The sequence below is a fragment of the Algoriphagus machipongonensis genome (assembly GCF_000166275.1).
Classification (GTDB): domain Bacteria; phylum Bacteroidota; class Bacteroidia; order Cytophagales; family Cyclobacteriaceae; genus Algoriphagus; species Algoriphagus machipongonensis.
Genome location: NZ_CM001023.1, coordinates 3,709,080 through 3,728,179, shown reverse-complemented (window position 1 = coordinate 3,728,179; position 19,100 = coordinate 3,709,080). Strand labels below are relative to the sequence as shown.

The 19,100-nt window shown below is 38.3% G+C and carries 14 protein-coding genes; 10 read left to right on the top strand and 4 right to left on the bottom strand.

Annotated elements, in window-relative coordinates; translation table 11 throughout:
- The first annotated feature begins 44 nt into the window (after positions 1–44).
- From ALPR1_RS15695 to ALPR1_RS15670, 6 genes are all read left to right on the top strand, one after another.
- On the top strand, positions 45–1,262 hold the full coding sequence (locus tag ALPR1_RS15695; protein ID WP_008202159.1) for a PepSY-associated TM helix domain-containing protein: 1,218 nt from the start codon (positions 45–47) through the stop codon (positions 1,260–1,262).
- A gap of 210 nt (positions 1,263–1,472) precedes the next feature.
- Positions 1,473–2,141 carry a response regulator transcription factor gene (locus ALPR1_RS15690; protein WP_008202158.1) on the top strand — a complete coding sequence of 223 codons (669 nt, stop codon included), beginning with the start codon at positions 1,473–1,475 and terminating at the stop codon, positions 2,139–2,141.
- The gene (locus ALPR1_RS15685) at positions 2,138–3,505 is read left to right on the top strand and encodes a sensor histidine kinase (protein ID WP_008202157.1); all 1,368 of its coding nucleotides are present in this window, start codon (positions 2,138–2,140) and stop codon (positions 3,503–3,505) included. The genes ALPR1_RS15690 and ALPR1_RS15685 overlap by 4 nt, the downstream gene beginning before the upstream one ends.
- Positions 3,506–3,593: 88 nt before the next feature.
- Positions 3,594–7,925 (top strand): CusA/CzcA family heavy metal efflux RND transporter, encoded by a 4,332-nt coding sequence (locus ALPR1_RS15680; protein WP_008202155.1) that lies wholly within the window; start codon positions 3,594–3,596, stop codon positions 7,923–7,925.
- The gene (locus ALPR1_RS15675; protein WP_008202153.1) at positions 7,925–9,085 is read left to right on the top strand and encodes an efflux RND transporter periplasmic adaptor subunit; all 1,161 of its coding nucleotides are present in this window, start codon (positions 7,925–7,927) and stop codon (positions 9,083–9,085) included. The genes ALPR1_RS15680 and ALPR1_RS15675 overlap by 1 nt, the downstream gene beginning before the upstream one ends.
- Positions 9,086–9,258: 173 nt before the next feature.
- Positions 9,259–10,353, top strand: coding sequence for a hypothetical protein (locus tag ALPR1_RS15670; RefSeq protein WP_008202151.1), 1,095 nt, complete (start codon positions 9,259–9,261; stop codon positions 10,351–10,353).
- A 53-nt stretch (positions 10,354–10,406) separates the two neighbouring features.
- Here the strand turns inward: ALPR1_RS15670 and ALPR1_RS15665 are convergent, their stop codons facing one another.
- Positions 10,407–10,844, bottom strand: coding sequence for a VOC family protein (locus tag ALPR1_RS15665; RefSeq protein WP_008202149.1), 438 nt, complete (start codon positions 10,842–10,844; stop codon positions 10,407–10,409).
- A 169-nt stretch (positions 10,845–11,013) separates the two neighbouring features.
- Here ALPR1_RS15665 and ALPR1_RS15660 point away from each other — a divergent pair, with 169 nt between their 5' ends.
- Together ALPR1_RS15660 and ALPR1_RS15655 are read left to right on the top strand one after the other, a co-directional pair.
- Positions 11,014–11,781 (top strand): hypothetical protein, encoded by a 768-nt coding sequence (locus ALPR1_RS15660; RefSeq protein WP_008202147.1) that lies wholly within the window; start codon positions 11,014–11,016, stop codon positions 11,779–11,781.
- A gap of 298 nt (positions 11,782–12,079) precedes the next feature.
- Positions 12,080–13,399 (top strand): toll/interleukin-1 receptor domain-containing protein, encoded by a 1,320-nt coding sequence (locus ALPR1_RS15655; RefSeq protein WP_008202145.1) that lies wholly within the window; start codon positions 12,080–12,082, stop codon positions 13,397–13,399.
- Positions 13,400–13,498: 99 nt separating this feature from the next.
- Here ALPR1_RS15655 and ALPR1_RS20575 read toward each other — a convergent pair whose 3' ends face one another.
- Both ALPR1_RS20575 and ALPR1_RS15645 read right to left on the bottom strand, forming a co-directional pair.
- On the bottom strand, positions 13,499–14,050 hold the full coding sequence (locus ALPR1_RS20575; RefSeq protein ID WP_083796181.1) for a toll/interleukin-1 receptor domain-containing protein: 552 nt from the start codon (positions 14,048–14,050) through the stop codon (positions 13,499–13,501).
- Positions 14,051–14,777: 727 nt separating this feature from the next.
- Complete coding sequence (locus ALPR1_RS15645; protein ID WP_008202140.1) at positions 14,778–16,172, bottom strand: amidohydrolase family protein; 1,395 nt, start codon at positions 16,170–16,172, stop codon at positions 14,778–14,780.
- Positions 16,173–16,411: 239 nt separating this feature from the next.
- On the opposite strand from ALPR1_RS15645, the gene ALPR1_RS15640 reads away from it, so the two are divergent.
- Together ALPR1_RS15640 and ALPR1_RS15635 are read left to right on the top strand one after the other, a co-directional pair.
- The gene (locus ALPR1_RS15640; RefSeq protein ID WP_008202138.1) at positions 16,412–17,173 is read left to right on the top strand and encodes an SDR family NAD(P)-dependent oxidoreductase; all 762 of its coding nucleotides are present in this window, start codon (positions 16,412–16,414) and stop codon (positions 17,171–17,173) included.
- Positions 17,174–17,184: 11 nt separating this feature from the next.
- A complete protein-coding gene (locus tag ALPR1_RS15635; protein WP_008202136.1) occupies positions 17,185–18,108 on the top strand; it encodes a helix-turn-helix domain-containing protein in 924 nt (307 codons plus the stop codon).
- Positions 18,109–18,191: 83 nt separating this feature from the next.
- Here the strand turns inward: ALPR1_RS15635 and ALPR1_RS15630 are convergent, their stop codons facing one another.
- Entirely contained in the window at positions 18,192–19,097 is a 906-nt protein-coding gene (locus ALPR1_RS15630; RefSeq protein ID WP_008202134.1) for a pirin family protein, read from the bottom strand.
- Between the last annotated feature and the right edge of the window lie 3 nt (positions 19,098–19,100).

Below are 19,100 nucleotides of genomic sequence, written 5' to 3'. Positions count from 1 at the left end.
CAACCAAGGTCGAAATAATCATACCATCAACTCCTATTTAAACCATGAGAAAATCAACCCTTTGGAATTCAGTCCGGCATATTTTTAATGAGGTTCACCTGTGGGCAGGATTGATTTCTGGGATCGTTGTAATCCTAGTCTGTTTCAGTGGAACCATCTATGTTTATAATTCAGAAATTAGGGAAATGGCCAGTCCTGAATTATACCATGTAGAGGCTACTGGTGAAAGAATGTCGCCAGAGGAGATTAAGACAAAGTTGGAAAGCTCTGAGCAATCTAAAGTGATCGGAATCAACTGGAATGATGAGGAAGGTGAAAGTGTACAGTTTACTCTGAAAAAAGAAGGTGAAGAGGGAAGAGGAAGCAGCTATTTCGTCAATCCCTATACTGCTGAAATTTTAGGGGGAACACGCCCTGAAACAGCAGCTTCTGAGTTCATGGGCTATATGTTTAGCTTACACCGCTGGTTGCTGATAGATAAAATAGAGACTCCTATCCTGGAGAGCATGTCCAATAGAGAACTAGGTAGGTTTATCAATGGTGTGGCAACCTTGCTTTTTACCTTAGGGGTTTTGACAGGGATTGTAATTTGGTTTCCAAAGAAAGTGAAAAATTGGAGACAGGGTTTGAAAGTAAAATGGAATGCAAACTGGAAGAGAGTCAACCATGATTTGCACAATACATTAGCTTTCTATTCCTTGATTTTTCTACTCATTATGGGGTTGACAGGTCCTTTTTGGTCTTTTTCATGGTATAGAGAGGGTTGGCAAAATACTTGGGATACCAGCCGTAAATCAAATGAGCGTTCAGAACAAGTTGCTGAAGAGGAAGTGATAAAAAGTGCTGCAGGGGTATTTACCTTGGATGAGTTGATTTCAAAAGTAAATGAAGAACTACTTTATGAGGGAACCTTAAGAATCTCTTTGCCTCAAGAAGGAGATAATACGGTCTCTGTTAGTAAGTATAGAACGGGATTTTTTGCAAGAGCAGGATCTGATCAATTGAAATTAAATACCGCTGATTTATCAGTCCAGGAGGCTAATCTATTCTCAGATTTGCCATGGAGACAGCAAGTTGGAAGATCGGTAAAATCGCTTCACACTGGAGATATTTATGGGCAGTTTACTAAGTTTATATGGTTTTTAGCTTGTTTGGTTGCCACAAGTTTGCCAATAACTGGAACATTGATTTGGCTGAATAAAAAGAAAAAGAAGCCTTCAAAAAAGAAGAAGACACAAGCAAGAAAATTGGAAGTTGCTTAATAATGAAAGACCTTTTGAAAATTTTCAAAAGGTCTTTCTTTTTGCATAAGATTGAAAATGAAATTGTTAAATCTCTTTTTTAGATGACTTTTAAGGGAATCTTAAGAGTGAGTTCAGACTAAATGAGCTTAAATTTTAGAGATTTGATTTATTTTCCATCTGTCAAAGAGGAAAATGACAGAGATTATTCAATGAAAATTAATTAAGCTGATGCGGATTTTGGTTGTTGAGGATGAACCGGGTATTTCTAATTTCCTTAAGCAAGGTTTGGAGGAAGAGGCTTTCGCCGTGGATCTGGCTGATAACGGCAAGTCGGGACTTGAGTTGGCACTGTCAGGGTCCTATGATTTGCTACTTTTAGATTGGATGCTTCCAGGTATCAGCGGTATAGAATTGACCAGACAATTTAGAAAGCAGTTCTCAGACACCCCCATCATTTTCCTGACTGCCAAGGATACAGTAGATGAAACTATTTTTGGTCTGCAATCTGGAGCGAATGATTACATCAAAAAACCTTTTCATTTTGAAGAGCTTTTGGAGCGAATCCGGGTACAGTTAAGAGCAAAAAAAGGTGCCAAAGAAAAATTCACTTTAGGCCCGATTGTGCTGGATACTGAGCGTCACATAGTGCTGAAAAATGAGCAGGAAATTCAGTTGACCCAAAAAGAGTTTGCCTTGCTTGAATACCTCATGCGTAATAAAAACAAAGTTTGCCGGAGAACGAGGATCATCGAAAGCGTCTGGGACATTCACTTCGATTATAACACAGGGGTAATTGATGTATTTATTAATTCTCTTCGAAAAAAGCTGGATTTGCAAAAAGATGAGGATTATATACAGACGATCCGAGGAGTAGGATATATAGCAAAAGAACGATGAAAGGAAGGTCTTACAAAGAGCAGATAGCAAGAAGGTTGACCTTGGTGACAGCATTAATCGTGATGGTGGTTTTTGCTATCATCTACCTCGTCGTAAGCTTCACGGTTGTACAAAATATCGACAAGGAATTGGAATTAGAGACTCAAAAGCATGTGGGGCAGATATTTTTGGAAAATGGTGTAATCAAATTCATGCATAAAGACGAATGGCAGGAACAAGAACACCAGCAAATACAGTTGAATCCCATTTTTATTGAGATTGTAGACTTGGAAGGTAACTCCATGGATAAGTCTCCCAACTTGAGGAATAATAGGTTAAAATACTTTCCTGGAAGAGGATCAGATGAAGACGCTTGGACCATTAAAATTGGCGATCAGGAAGTCAGGCAGAAACAAATTCTATTAAAAAATAAAGGGGAACTGGAAGGCTATTTATTGGTGGCCACTTCCTTTGAAGATGCAAGTGAATTGCTCAGTAAGCTCCGATTGATTTTACTGGTATTGTATCCGGGGATTTTGATTTCCTTATATCTGATCATGCTATATTTAGCTGGGAAGAGCATACAACCTATTCAGAAAATCATTCATAAAACGAATCAAATTACTCAAAGTAGCTTGGATGAGCGAGTGCCCATTTTAGACAGGGAGGATGAAATAGGTCAGTTGACTCGATCCATCAATGAACTGTTGGATAGGTTGGAGCAGTCCATGATCAGGGAAAAGCAATTTACCTCAGACGCATCTCATGAATTGAGGACTCCACTTTCTGTTTTACGGGGAACGTTAGAGGTGTTGATCAGGAAGCCCAGGACCTCTGAGCAATATGTAGAAAAGATACAAACGGCCTTAACGAGTATTGACCGCATGTCTTCTATGATTGACCAACTACTGGCCTTGGCTCGAGTGGAGAAAGCAAATATTTCACCCAAAGATGAGGTAGAGATCATCTCTTTTGTGGAAGAGCTGGCAGATCAGGCAAAGCTTGAAACAGGGCGTGATGTTCAGTTTATTCCTGAGTCTTCGGTCCCGATTTTTGTACATGTCAGTGAAAAGTCCTTACAAATGATTCTTAATAATCTGATCCAAAATGCCGTCAAATATACCCAAGGGACTGTGAATCTGGTTGTAGGTAAAACGGATAGAGAGGGATATATCTTGGTGAAAGATGAGGGGCCAGGAATTAGTCAAGAGTCTCTTTCTAAGATATTTGACCCTTTTTATCGTGATCCTGAAGTTTTAGAAAAAGTGATTCCAGGGACTGGTTTGGGCTTGGCGATTGTCAAAAAACTGGCCCTAGAGACAGGCGTCAAAATAAGCGTAATGAGTGATAAGGAGGAAGGAAGTACCTTTCGTCTTACTTTTTGACCTAACAACATATTTAAGGTAATCTTAAGAATTAGTAAAGTCTTACCAAAAACTAATATTGGAATTTTACGGCAGCTAATTCCATGTTATGTTAGACAAGATTATCCAGTGGAGCCTTCACAACAAGCTCATCGTTTTTTTATTTATAGCGGCTTGGATTGGGTTTGGAGTGTATGCTCTTACCCACATTCCCATCGGTGCCGTTCCTGATATTACCAATAATCAGGTTCAGGTGATTACCACCTCAAGAAATTTGGCGACGGAAGATGTTGAAAAGTACCTGACTTATCCGGTAGAATTAGAAATGGCTAATCTTCCGGGAGTCAAAGAAATTCGTTCTGTTTCTAAATTCGGGCTTTCGGTCGTGACGATCGTTTTTGAAGATAAAATGGGCACATACCTTCCCCGGCAGCTGATTGAGGAAAGAATAAAGATTGCCAAGGAAAGTATTCCTGAGGGGTTTGGTCAACCTAGTCTGGGCCCAATTACCACAGGATTGGGAGAGATTTTTCAATATATCATCGATGTGAAGCCCGGGTATGAGGCTGAGTATTCCATCACCGACTTACGGACAATTCAAGATTGGATAGTTAGAAGGCAACTTTCAGGAATTGAAGGAGTAGTGGAGGTGAATACTTGGGGAGGATTTTTGAAGCAGTACGAAGTGTCGATCAATCCAGAGCGGTTGAAGTCTATGCAAATCCCACTTTCCACTGTTTTTACAGCCTTGGAACAAAATAACTCCATCGCAGGAGGAAGCTATATTGAGAAAACCAATGAGAGCTTTTTCATTCGTGGAGAAGGCTTGGTGACCTCTCTTGAAGATATCGAAAACATCGTGATAGAATCAAGAGATGGCACTCCAATTTTGATTCGAGATATTGCCAATGTAGGCTTTGGGCATGCTAACCGATTTGGAGCTATTACTGCCAATGGAGAAGGGGAGAAAGTACTCGGTCAGGTCATGATGCTAAAAGGTGCTGATTCCAAAGGTACCATTGAAAGGGTCAAAGAAAGACTGGAAGAAATGGAACAAAGTCTTCCAGAAGGAATTGTTATCAATGGATTTTTAGATCGATCCGAACTGGTAGGTAGAACCACCAATACCATTTCCAAAAACCTGATTGAAGGGTGTTTGATAGTGATTTTTGTAGTGGTGATTTTGTTAGGGAATTTTCGTTCGGGATTGGTTGTGGCTTCTGTGATTCCTTTGAGTTTGCTCTTTGCGCTATCCATGATGTATATCTTTAAAGTGGATGCCAACCTGATGAGTTTAGGGGCCATTGACTTTGGGATTATCATCGATGGTGCCGTGATTATTGTAGAATTTATCGCCTTTAAATTCACACAAGTTCACCATAATTTTTCTGGTAAATCCAGAACTGAAATCCAGCAGGAAAAAGATAAGATTACCTTTCAAGGAGCATCCAAAATGATGCATTCAGCCATCTTTGGGCAAATCATCATCATCATCGTTTTCATCCCAATTTTATCCTTGTCCGGAGTGGAGGGGAAGATGTTTCGACCCATGGCAGAGGTGTTTAGCTTTGCTTTGATTGGAGCCATGATTTTAGGAGTCACTTATGTACCCGTGGTTTCTTCCCTCTTTTTGAAAAGTACTCCTCCTGGACCTAAGAATATTTCAACTCGATTGATCCGACAGGTGAATAAGGTTTATGAACCTTCAATTAAATGGGCGTTGGATCATACCAAGATAGTTTTGGGTTCGGCTGCTGCCCTGTTGATAGGAGTTGTCTTTCTTTTTATGAGTATGGGAGCCGAGTTTGTTCCCACTTTGGATGAAGGTGATTTTGTGATTCAACCAGTTTTGAAAACGGGGACCACACTTTCAAACACCGTGGAGACCATGACTAAAATCGAGCAGGTTCTTAAAAAGTTTCCTGAAGTCAATCAGGTAGTGACTAGAATTGGTGCCGCGGAAATCCCCACAGATCCTATGTCCATGGAAGAAACGGATGTGATCGTGACTTTGCATCCTCCTTCGGAATGGACCACGGTGGAAACCAAGGATGAATTGGCGGATGAATTCAAAAAAGCATTGGAAGTGATTCCGGGATTGGAGTTTGAATTTACTCAGCCGATAGAAATGCGCTTTAACGAGTTGATTACCGGAGTGAGAGCAGATTTAGCAATTAAGATTTTTGGTGAGGATTTGGATGAGCTACTACGAGTGGCAGAGGAGATTGAAGCTGCTATTCAAGACGTGGAAGGTGCTGCTGATATAGTGGTAGAAAAAGTCGATGGATTACCTCAAATGAAAATTGAATACAACAGAAGTAAGATTGCCAAGTATGGCCTGAATATTTCTGATCTCAATGAAATCGTGACCATGGGCTTTGCCGGAGCCTCTGCAGGGAAAGTGTTTGAAGGGGAAAAGCAATTTGACTTAGTGGTCCGTTTTGAAAAAGATTTCAGGAAGGACATTGTAAACTTGGAGCAAGCTCCGGTTTTAGTGCCCGGTGGAGGAAGTATTCCATTGGCCGAACTTGCTAAAATATCTTATACCAAAGGCCCCGCAAAAATCTCCAGGGATGACACCCAAAGGAGAATTGTAGTAGGAGTGAATGTTAGAAATCGTGATTTGCAGTCTGTGGTAGATGATGTTCAGGCTATCATTAGAGAGCAAATTGATATTCCGGACGGGTATAGAATTGATTATGGAGGGCAGTTTGAAAACCTTCAACAGGCAAGGAATAGGCTACTAATTGCTGTCCCTATTGCCCTATTCTTGATTTTTGTGCTTTTGTATTTTGCTTTTTCCTCTGCAAGGGATGCTCTGATGATTTATTCCGCTATCCCACTTTCTGCCATTGGAGGAGTCCTGCTTTTATGGATAAGAGATTTGCCATTTAGTATTTCTGCCGGGGTGGGTTTTATCGCTCTTTTCGGGATTGCGGTACTCAATGGAATTGTATTAATAGAACATTTTAAGTCTATGGAATCCAGTTATACAGATTTAAAGAAATTGGTGAGGGAAGGGGCCAAAGAAAGACTCAGACCCGTCTTGCTTACTGCTTCGGCCGCTGCGTTAGGTTTTTTACCTATGGCCATATCAGGATCAGCAGGAGCGGAAGTGCAAAGGCCTTTGGCTACGGTAGTAATAGGGGGATTGATTTCTGCGACATTATTGACGCTGATTGTGCTGCCCGTATTATATGTTTGGTTTAAGCAGTCGAGCTTTAACTCAGGCCTCAAAACCAAAAGTGTTGTGACTTCTATTTTGCTCTTTTTTGGTATGATCAGCCTATCTCAGGCTCAGGATCAAAATCAGGTGTTGACCATGGAAGAAGCGGTAGCTATAGCTTTAGAAAATAACCTAGGCTATCAAGCCGCTGAGAAAAATCTGGAAGCTCTGGATGTGGGAACTAAAGCAGGTTGGAATTTGGATAAAACCCATCTGTATTATTCAGAAGATAAAAATGATATCGCCGAGAATGGAATCTCCAACTGGAAAATAGGATTGAGCCAAAATTTTGCCTTTCCGACCTTGTATTCAGCACAGAAAAATGTGCTTCAAGACCAGTTAGAGATGGAGCAAAATCAACTAGAGATTAAGAAACGAATGTTGCAGGGAGAAGTAAGTAAATCCTATCTGACCGCAGTTCACTGGAAGGAAATTGGAGATCACTTTACTTATTTAGATAGCCTGTATGGCGAGTTTGCCAATGCTTCCAATAGAAGGTTTGAACTGGGAGAAACTAATTACCTGGAAAAATTAACGGCTTCCGGAAAGCAAAGAGAAATTGAATTGAAATTGAAAGAAGCCTCCCAAAATTACCAAGTTTCCATGGAGCAGTTGAAGCTCTTACTGAATTGGGAAGGAGAATTGGAAATTGTACCTACCTCACTATCTGAAGAGGATACCATGAATTTTGATTTGGAATCTCATCCCGGAGTCAATTATTACGAGAGTGCTTTAGTACAAGCAAGCCATCAGGTTCAGGTGGAAAAGAGAAAGCTACTTCCTGATTTACAATTTGAGGTATTTAGGGGAACCAACTCTGGAGTAGGGTCTAAAGTGTACCCTGGTTTTCAGGGGGGAATTACAGTTCCGTTGTTTTTTGGAGCCCAAAGGTCACATGTGAGAGCCAGTAAGTTTCAACAGGAAATGATGGAACTGGAAGCTTTGAACTATCAAAAGAAATTGGATTCCAGATATGCTCAAACTCAATATAAGCTAGATCAAAACCAAGAGGTAATCCAATATTACCAAGAGGAAGGAAAGATGCTGGCAACCCAACTCATGGAGCAGGCTCAGCGATCCTTTCAAGAAGGAGAAATTGATTTTTTACAGTATGTACAGTTGATGGAAAACTCGATCAATATCACGCTGCAATACCTTGAAAGTCGATATAGCTATCAAATGAATGTATTAGAACTTAATTATCTCATCAACTGATGGAAAATATAAAATCAAATTTAATGATCCGCTTGGGACTGGCCTTTGGAGTAGTCCTATTTACCCAGTGCAATTCTAGTAATCAGGATGATGGGGAAGGAATAGAAGTAATGTCTTCAATTGGTGATGAGAATAGCATTATTCTTACGCAGCCGCAGTTCGAATCCATGAATATGCAATGGGGTACATTAGAAAATCAGAATTTCGCTGAGGAAGTGAAAGTTCAGGGTGAAGTGAAAGTTCCCGTTGAAGGCATCCAAGATATTACGCCTTTCTATGGTGGTTATGTCAATGGTCTTAAATTGATCGAGGGGCAGGAAGTCAGAAAAGGAGAAGTCCTTTTTTATCTAGAAAGCCCTGAGTTTGTTCGCTTGCAGCAAAATTACCTGGAGGCGAAAAGCCAGTTGAGTTATTTAAAAGAAGAATTTGAAAGACAAAAGACCCTTTATGATGAAAAAATCGCTTCGCAAAAGGGTTATTTAAAAGCAGAATCTGAATACCAAACCACCTTGGCGCAGGCGGAAAGTTTAAAGAAGCAGTTGGGGATGATTCATATCAATGTTTCCTCATTGACAGCCGAGACGATTCAAGATCGGATCCCTGTGGTTTCACCCATTTCAGGTTTTGTGGAAAGTATTCATACGGTTCCTGGGGCATTTCTTCCATCAGCATCCAAAGCTGCTACCTTGATCAATACTGAGCATATCCATGTTGAGCTCAATGTTTTTGAAAAGGATGCGATTTTTATGGAGAAAGGGCAGGAAGTGAGTTTTACACTTCCAGATATGCCTGGGCAGAACTTTGCGGCGGAAATTCATATGGTTGGAAAAGCGATTAGCGAACAGCGATTTATCCCAGTTCATGCCCATGTTTTGGATGAAGCCTTGGAAAGAAAATTGGTACCGGGGATGTTTTTGGAAGCTAAAATCAAGCTTAACCCTAAAGAAGCCTGGTCCCTGCCCTCCACTGCCATCGTAAGTTCAGAAGGAGTAGATTATGTGTTGGTTCAGGAAAGAACCGTTGATAATGGATTTCAACTAGCCAAAGTGAAGGTGGAGCTGGGGCGTCAGAATGACGAGTTGGTAGAAGTGCTTCCAAATTCCAATTTGAATGAAAATTCTAAAATTTTAATAAAGGGAGGCTTTAACTTACTTCCATAACAGGAGAATGTGTTTTAATTTTTGTTAGTACGAATGTTCACTTTTTGTTAATCAGAATTTGACGCTTGCTTGATGTGAAAGTAATAGCTTTGGCATTAATTGAATACATTGGAGGTAGCTCTAAGATGGGGAATACCTCTTTTACAAACATTCATCAAGACGAATTCTAGAAAATGAAACAGATCAAATTTACAGGCCTCTTACTTTTAGCCGTATTCTCCATGGCTCAGGTGTCCTTGGCGCAAGAGTACAAAACCGAAAATGTTATTCTAATCACCTTTGATGGATTGAGATGGCAGGAAGTTTTTAAAGGAGCGGATTCACTCATGGTGAATGATACAGGCATGATCAAAAGCCCAGGGTCTTTATTGGATGATTTTTGGAATTCCGACCCTTTGAAAAGGAGAGAGATGTTACTTCCGTTTTTTTGGAATACAATCAGCAAAGAGGGTCAGATTTATGGAAATAGAGCTTATGGAAACAAGGTGAATAACCAAAACTCCATGTGGTTTTCCTATCCGGGTTATAATGAGTTTTTGAGTGGTTTTGCAGATGATGAACGTATCAACAGTAATGATAAAATCAATAATCCCAACGTGACACTTTTGGAGTATTTAAACACGATGCCGGAATACCAGGGAAAGGTGATGGCTTTCGGTTCCTGGGATGTCTTCCCCTACATTGTCAATGAAGAGCGAAGCGGAGTTCCAGTCAATGCGGGTTTTGATATTGCGGAAGGAGATGATCTGACTGCAGAAGAAATCCTGACCAACAAATTACAAAGCGAAATTCGTGGTCCTTGGGGAGGAGTGAGGTTGGATCCTTTTACACATAGCTATGCGATGTCCGCTTTAAAATCCAAGAAGCCGAAGGTGCTGTACATAGCCTATGGAGAAACGGATGATTGGGCACATGAGAATCATTACGATGAGTACATCTGGTCAGCAAAGCAAACCGATGCTTATATCAAGGAGATTTGGGAATTTATCCAGTCTGATCCCCAATACAAGGATAAAACTACTCTGATTATCGGGGTAGATCATGGACGAGGTACCAGCAAAACAAGCTGGCGAAGTCATGGTTCATCCATTTTGGAGGCAGGAGAAATCTGGATGGCAGCGATGGGGCCTGATACGCCCGCTACCGGCGAAATGAAAATAGAAGGTCAATGGCAATCCGCGATGGTAGCGCGTACTGTATTCAAATTGTTGGGTTTGGAATATCCTGACGAAAAAGCGGCTCCTGTGATTAAGGAAATGATCAAATAGGTATTCTTTTCTAAAAAATTAGCAAAGCCTCGTGGAGACACGAGGCTTATTTTTTATGGTTTTCCATTAAATTTTGGATCAAAATCGATCATCCATTCGATTCCATATTTATCCCGGAACATGCCGAAATAGGAGCCCCAGGGGCTGTCATCCATGGGAACTTCCACCGATCCACCTGCGGAAAGTGAATTGAATAATCTGTCGGCTTCCTCTCTACTTTCAGCGCTGATCGAGATTTTGGAGCGATTTTCCTGTTCATTGACCTTGCCCATAAATTCAGGAACATCATTTCCCATTAGAATATTTCCACCAATAGGAAGTGCAATGTGCATGATTTTGTCTGCTTCCTTTTTTGAAATGGGATGCTCCGAACTAGGCATGTCTTTGAACCGCATAATGTTTGCGAACTCTCCACCAAAAGCCGCTTTGTAAAAATTAAATGCTTCTTCCGCATTTCCATTGAAGTTAATGTAGGGGTTTATTAGTGCCATCTTGATTTTTGATTTTGTTTCAATACTTAAAATTATCCAAATCCTGTCTCAGTTAGGAGGTTAAGTTCCGTCAAAAAATGGCGGTTTTACGACAGGGAATTTGTTCAAATGCCTCCAAAAACCTTTTCCGCAAAACTGTTTATCTTAAAGGGATTAAACAGAATAATAAATGATCAAATTTTTTAGAAAAATTCGCCTGAAGCTAGTTGAAGAAAAGAGGATTAATAATTACCTGATTTATGCACTAGGGGAGATTGTGCTGGTGGTGATAGGGATTCTAATCGCTTTAGCTATCAATAATGCAAACCTCCGAAGGATAGATTCCAATAACGAACAGAACTATCTAGAGGGCTTAAGATTTGAGTTTCAGGTGAGCAAAATGAAATTAACCGAGTTGCTGGCTGTCAACCAAAAGAATCTGGATGGGGCCAGGGAAATCCTGAATTTTATCCATTCGGAATCAGGTCAAGCCACCGATCAGAGGCTTTCAGAATTACTATTTGGCACTTTCTCGGATGATATTTCTTTCAATGCCAATAATTCATTTTTAAACGAACTCATCAACTCTGGAAATTTGAAAAATATCTCCAGCATTGAGCTGCGGAAAAAATTGACTTCTTGGCTCGCTACGATGGATGATATCAAAAGGCAAGAAGCTGAGCTGAGTAGTCAGCGGGAGGATGTCTTGGATTTATTTCGAACGGAGGATTACAGTATTCTGACCATTTTTGAGCAAACCGGATTGAGTCAGGCGCTTGATATTCCAGCTGAATCAAATCTGCAGAGCAACTTGGGAATTCTGGATTCCCGGGCTTTTGAAAATGATTTACTGATTTTTATGCTAACCTCTGAGGCTACAAAAACAAATCATTATGAACCGCTACTTGAGGATATAGATGATATTTTGGAGTTGATCGAAGGGGAACTGGATGAGTAGTTTTTTTAATTGTAAACTCAATCAAAATATTCATCTAAAGCCTGAGAAAGGCAATAGGTGTAGTTTGCAACTACATCCATTAACAAGAGCTGCCTTACTAGGAGGGGAAAGGCTAAATAAGAAAAAGAGATGTAATTTATATAATTTAGATTCGTACTTTTTAAACTCAATAATTTAAATTTTTTAACTTGATATTAATATTTTTTCAATATTCAAATTAAATATAATTTTATATAATAAATTAATATTCATTAAAAGAAATGAAAAATGGTTTTTCTTCAATTATCAATCCATCTAAATGAAGTATAATGGTTTTATTTCGTATTCTCACGTTTCGGATGGACAATTGGCACCTGCCTTGCAATCGTCCTTAGAGCGATTTGCCAAACCTTGGTATAAACTAAGAAATCTTGACTTATTTAGAGATGAGACCAATCTCTCTATAACCCCACACCTTTGGTCTAATATCAAACAGGCTTTGGATGATTCAGAATATTTGATCTATATAGCATCTCCAAGGTCAGCCAAGTCAAAATGGGTAAATAAAGAAATCGAATATTGGTTAAATACAAAGTCTTTAGAATCCCTACTAATTGTGCTATCTGATGGTCACTTAAATTGGGAAGATGATTTTCACAAAATGAGTGAAAAGGAAAATGTTTCATTACCTCCTGTTCTAAAAAATTCCTTTAAGGAAGAGCCTTTCTACGTTGATTTGCGTAACATGAGGACAGATTTAGACCTTACTCTTAAGAATCCTATTTTCAAAAAAGAAATATTAAAACTCGCTGCGCAATTGCATGGTAAAGCAGCAAAGGACCTTGCTAGTTTAGAGGTAAGCAACTATCGTAAAATGATCTGGACTAGAAATATTGGGATAATACTTTTATTATCTTTATCAATATATTTATTCTTATCAATTCAGTTAGCGGAAGAAAGAAAACTTTTAGCTGAAAAAATGATAGATAATAACACAGAATCCGCAAAAATAGTCCTAAATATAAATAAAGAAGCTAAATCAAAATTGAAGGAAGCTCAATCTGTCCTCGATACCTTGTTTGAAGCGCAAAGGGTGGATAAAATTAAAAAAATAGGATCCTTGACTAAATGGGATTTCACTATATATTTTGATTTTGATAAATTTAATTTAAACGCTCAATCAAGAAGAGAATTGGATTATTTAATCTATGTATTAAGTATTGAAGACGAACTTTCCATAAAGTTGGAAGTGCCTTATTATTATTCTTTTCTTACGAATGAGGAAAGAATATGGTTTGAAAATCTTCCTAAAGATACAACTGAAATTATCGAAGCTTTTAATAATTATAAAACGTTAAATGATATATTAGAAGAACTTAGAGAGGTTTCAGAAAGTGAAGAGGTTGATAAAAGAGGGGTTTTAAATGAAGATTATAGTTTTCATTTTCAGCTAATGAAGTGCCGTTCAGTATTAGAATATATAAAAAGCAGAGGAATTGACCTTAATGGAAGATATGTAGTAGATTTTAAAATTAATTTTACCGATGAATTAATCCAGCAATATGAAGATTTGAATAATATGAAGGATAAATTTGAATTTTTTGCCAAAAATGATTTTATAAAAATTCAGTTTTATTGAAATTTGGATTTAATATTTTTTTATTTCAATTATTCTGAATTGATATAGCTTGCAGACTATACCTAGAACCAATGATGATCTGACTACAATAAGGGGATTTTACAAATTCCAATTTAACACATTGTCCAATGGGTGTCCTATTTTATTATTTGAAAATAATCTACCTTCATTATATGATGACTTTTCTAATCTTTTAGTAACCTTAGAAAGATAATCATTTAAGCTTTTGATTCCCCTTATGACATATGCAACTTGAAGGAAATCAGGAAGGTCCTTTTCGGAAATATCCTTCAATGTTAAAACTGAAAGTTTAATTTTATTCTCTTTGATTCCTTCTTGTAATCCTTTATCCAATATTGCAGAATGACCATATCCAATTTCAAAAGGAACCCATTGAGATTTATATGTTTTCTCAGAAACAACTACCATCATATGAGAACTTTCTCTAATACCTTTTTTAATACTTTCTGTAATAAATTCTGCATTTCTTAGAGCAGCTGCTTGTTGTAAGTCATCATCTAACTCATCTAAATAGTAATCTATTTCAGCTTCTTTTAAATATTCAGCTATTTTTCTACATTCATTTTTATCCTCTTTCTTATGACTAAGAAATACACAAGGTCTTTCTTTAACTTCTTTTAATTCAAAAATCCAACTTAGTTTTCTTGAAAATTAGCTTTATTATAACCTCTTGTCATTATTTTCGCATTTAAGCAAGCTAAAGTATTTGTACTTTCAAGATTGAATTTAATAGTTTTAATTCAAATTCTACTAATTCATTTTCTGATATTACTCTAGTAAACTAGGCTTGTATAAACTTTACCAATTGGCTTTATAAATCTTATTTTTTAATGGCCTTAAATTATTGATAACAATCATTTTAAAATTTTTTTGAAAATAAATTAATTTAATAAACTTTTGCCGATTTTAGAATTCCTAAGAACGTCAACTAAATTCTATATCGCAATACCCAACACTGGGTATTTTTTGTGAAAACTCAATTAGATCACAGGTTTTCCGAAATAGGGCAGAAGATTTAAATCACATTTTTTGGCCATATCATTCCAAGATTTGGCTACACCTTGGAACCCTCTTAGGCCACAAAAACAAATCATTATCAACCTCTGCTTGAGGATATAGATGATATTTTGGAGTTGATTGAGGGAGAACTGGATAAGTAGTTTTTTTAAATGTAAACTCAATCAAAATACTACTCTCAGGTATCAGACACGCACTAGTTGTAGTTTGCAAACTACACCCAGTGCCAAGAGTGATTTGACTACGCCGAAAGGGGGGATGAAATACATGTCCTGAAAAATATTACATGGTAAACACAGGGTTTTAAACCTGAAAATAAATGGAACCCCTTCAATTGTAACTATTTGAAGGGGGATCTCCAGTCTTGAAGTTCTGTATGGTCGTAGGAGTTGATTCCTTTTACGACCCTACTGATACTTCTAGTGTTTTCGATGTTTTCGAGTGGGTTTTTATCTAGAAATATCAAATGAGCTACTTTTCCTGCTTCAACACTTCCATAATATTTATCTAAATCAAAAAACTTGGGGCCGTTGATGACGGAGGCAGCTAAAGCTTCACGGGGACTGAGACCTACTTCTACAAGCAAAGCCAATTCACTATGTAAAGCGGTTCCAGGATAAACATAGGAATTTGAGGGGCCACAATCAGAACCCGCCAAAATTGTGATACCCGAATGGTGCATGGGGGCTATTAAACTTCTCTCTAGAATATCCATTTCTACCATTAATTGTCTTCCTTCTTGGCTTCTGTTTTTCGCCTGATTAATCCTTCTTTCATAGGTCTTTTGAATTCCAGGTCCTATTAAAGGTAAAATGTTGTCAGTTGAGGTGTCTTTTTCATGCAATTCCAATAATACTTGAGATACATATAATGTAGGCATGACATAAAATTCTTTAAAACCCATTTTGGTGATGGCTTCATTCATGATGTCTTCATCAAAAGTTGAGGCAACCTCTGGGAACATATTAAACCTATTGTTCAATTCCCTTAAACTATCACCTACAGGAGACCCAAGACTTAAAAAAGAAAAAAGGTGTTCGGCTCCGTCAAGCCCATATTCCAAAGCCTCAAAATGGTTTGCGGATAATGGTACATGACCAGTAACTTTTAGCCCCCGCTGCTCTGCCTGCTTTATTATTTCATAGTACAGCTCTGGAGATAAAGGGCTATCATACGTTTTTACAAAATCAACTTCTAACTTTTCCAGTGAATCTAATGCTGCCGGGATCTCTTCCTTTTTTGAAATGGGAATTGAACCAGCCCAAAATGATTCTTCCCCATCTAGCTTTGGCCCAGAGGTGAAAATGTTAGGCCCTACGAGCTTACCTTCTCTTATTTCTTTTCTCCATTGAAGTACACTTGGCGTAATGTCTCCACCAGAATCTCTTACTGTAGTGACTCCAAAAGCTAAATAAAGCGGTAACAAATCTTTGTTTTCCTGAATAAGGGAATCGCCCCCTCGAAAATGCACATGATTGTCCCATAGACCCGGCATAACATATTGTTCTTCTGCATCTATCAATTGTTCAGATTCAAACGAATTCACAGATTCCATATCAGATACCATTCGGATCGTATCTCCATTGATACCGATCAACTTACCGGGTAAGACTAGACCGCCAGCGATGTCTATGACAGTAGCATTGGTGATCAGTAAATCGAATTTTTCTTTGGGTGGTGTTTTACAAGCGATTAAAAAAATCAAGGCAGAAAAATAATAAGGTAATTTGTTCATCTTCAAAAATCATTTTAGAAATACCAATATATACAACTGGTAAAAAGTCAAGTTAATGCTAATTACTTATTGTCTAATGATAACTGCACATGGATAGCTTATTTTTCATTCTTTGTCTCTTGGACTAAGTTCATTTTCAATTTATTAAATTCATGAATTTGGCTACATCATTCCTAGATTTGGCTACACCTCGGAACAGTATTTACCTGAGATTTGTAGAAACAAAAACAACAGATAAAATGAATAGAAAAAAAATAGCTTTAGTAACAGGAGGAAGTCGCGGATTGGGAAGAGATATGGCTCTTCGGTTGGCCGAAAAAGGAAATGACTTAATTATTACCTACCATACCAATGAAAAAGCTGCCAATGAAGTTGTTACTCAAATTCAGGAATTGGGGCAAACTGCGAAAGCTCTACAATTGGATACCAGTGATATCAAAGGATTTGATGCGTTTTTTACGGTTCTGTATGAGTACCTACAAAGCGAAAAGCAGCGCGAAACATTTGATTTCCTGATCAATAATGCCGGAACGGGATTGTATGTTCCTTTCTTGGATACAACCGAAGCCATGTTTGATGAGATGGCAAACATTCATTTAAAAGGAGTATATTTTCTCACACAAAAGGCTGTTCCTTTCCTCAGCGAGGGAGGAGGCATCATTAATGTTTCTTCAGGATTGTCAAGATTTAGCCTTCCTAATTCCTCTGCTTATGGAGCCATGAAAGGTGGAGTGGATGTATTGACCCGCTATCTGGCGAAGGAACTGGCAGGTAAAAAAATAAGAGCAAATGTAGTCGCTCCTGGTGCTATTGCAACTGAGTTTGGCGGAGGAGAAAACCGGGATAACGAACAGAAAAGAAAGCTGATTTCTGGTGCTACGGCATTGGGAAGAGTTGGGGAAGCGGAAGACATTGGAGGAGTGGTAGCCTTCTTGTGCAGCGAAGATGCCCGCTGGATCAATGGGCAGCGAATCGAAGTTTCCGGTGGAATATTTCTTTAATCAATATTTGTATGAAAAGTACTCCTATAGTCAAGGTTAATTCGATTTCTGAATTCCACAAATTCAGAGGTTTGAAACCTCCTTTGCATCCTCTGGTAAGTTTGATAGATTATAGCACTGTAAAGTACTTTCCTGAGTACAATCATGTGAGTTGGCTTCTTGGCTATTTTTCTATTTCTATTAAAAAGGATGTTCCCGGGAAATACCGTTACGGACAAATGGAGTACGATTTTGACGAGGGGATGATGTCTTTTTTTGCTCCCAATCAGATATTGAATGTAGCGTATTTAGAAAGTGATCCGAATAAAAAGCCATCAGGGTGGATCTTGCTGATCCATCCTGATTTTATCTGGAACACGTCTTTGGCGAAGCGGATAAAAGAATATTCTTTCTTTGAATACGCAGTAACAGAATCTCTTTTTCTATCCGAAAAAGAGGAACAGATCATGGAGCAATTAATGTTGAATATTCAGCTGGAATATCAGGCTTCAATTGATCAGTTTAGCCAAGGAATAATTATTTCTCAAATCGAATTATTACTGAATTATGCTGAGCGTTTTTACGAAAGGCAGTTTCTTACCAGAAGGAAGCAAAATCATAGCTTACTTACTCGCTTGGAGGATGTGCTAAATGAGTATTTCAAAAGGAATAGTTTGAGAAATCAAGGATTGCCTACCGTGCAGTTTGTCGCAAATGAGCTGAATGTTACTCCTAATTATCTTTCCAATTGCTTAAAATCTTTAACAGGTTTGAGTACGCAAAATCACATTCATGAAAAACTAATTGCGATTGCAAAAGAGAAACTTTCTGCCACGGATTTATCCGTTGGAGAAATAGCTTTTGAATTAGGTTTTGAACACTCGCAGTCCTTTAGCAAATTGTTTAAAAACAAAACAAATCTTTCTCCTCTCGATTTTAGGGCATCTTTTAATTAATTGCTCCAGGACTTTTTAGAAGGTTTCCTATTGAATTCAAAAATTCCTTTTAGCTCAAAAGTTCTTGATTTGGGAGAAAGAGCTTATGATTTCATTTTGAACTTGCTTTCTGGGAGAGGAACAAATTCTTGATCATCATTCGGGATTTTTGGGAAAGCCTCCAGGTTCTGTTCTTTCCAGTTTTTTTTCGCTTGCTCTAAAACCTCTTTATCGGAATGTACAAAGTTCCAAAACATAAAACGCTCTTCCGGAAAAGGATCACCACCAAAAAGATAGAGCGTCGTCTCTCCATTTGTATCAAATTCACAGAGGGAAGCATTTTTGGCCACAAGTAGCTGCTTGCTACCATAATCATTCCCCTCAATTTTTACTGATCCGGATAGAACATACATCCCTACCTCCCCAAATAATTTATCTCCAATAGTGATTTTTTGCGCTTCTTTCGTGCTGATTTCTAGGAAATATAATGGACTATGAGTCGGCACCGGAGACTTTTTGCCAATGATTTCTCCTGCGATTAATTTGTAGGCGATACCGCTCTCTTCCCAAGTTGGGATTTCTTCTTTATTGATGTGATGAAAGGAGGGATCCGATTGTTCTAACTCCTTTGGCAAGCCAATCCATATTTGAAACCCATGTAAGAATTTATCATCCTTTCTCAAATATTCAGGCGTTCTTTCAGAGTGAACCACGCCTTTACCAGCCGTCATCCAATTTACTTCACCGGGTTTAATTTCGATCGCATTCCCTAGACTGTCCCGATGAAAAATGGAGCCTTCAAACAAATAGGTTAAAGTAGATATCCCAATGTGTGGATGAGGAGGAACGTCGACGTTTTGATGCTCTTTAAGACAAGCGGGTCCCATATGATCGATAAATAGAAATGGACCTACCGCCCTCTTTTGTTTAAATGGAAGTAATCTGCCAACCATAAAATTACCAATGCTGGTGGCCTTTTCTTCCAATACTAATCCTATGTTAGATTGCATCTC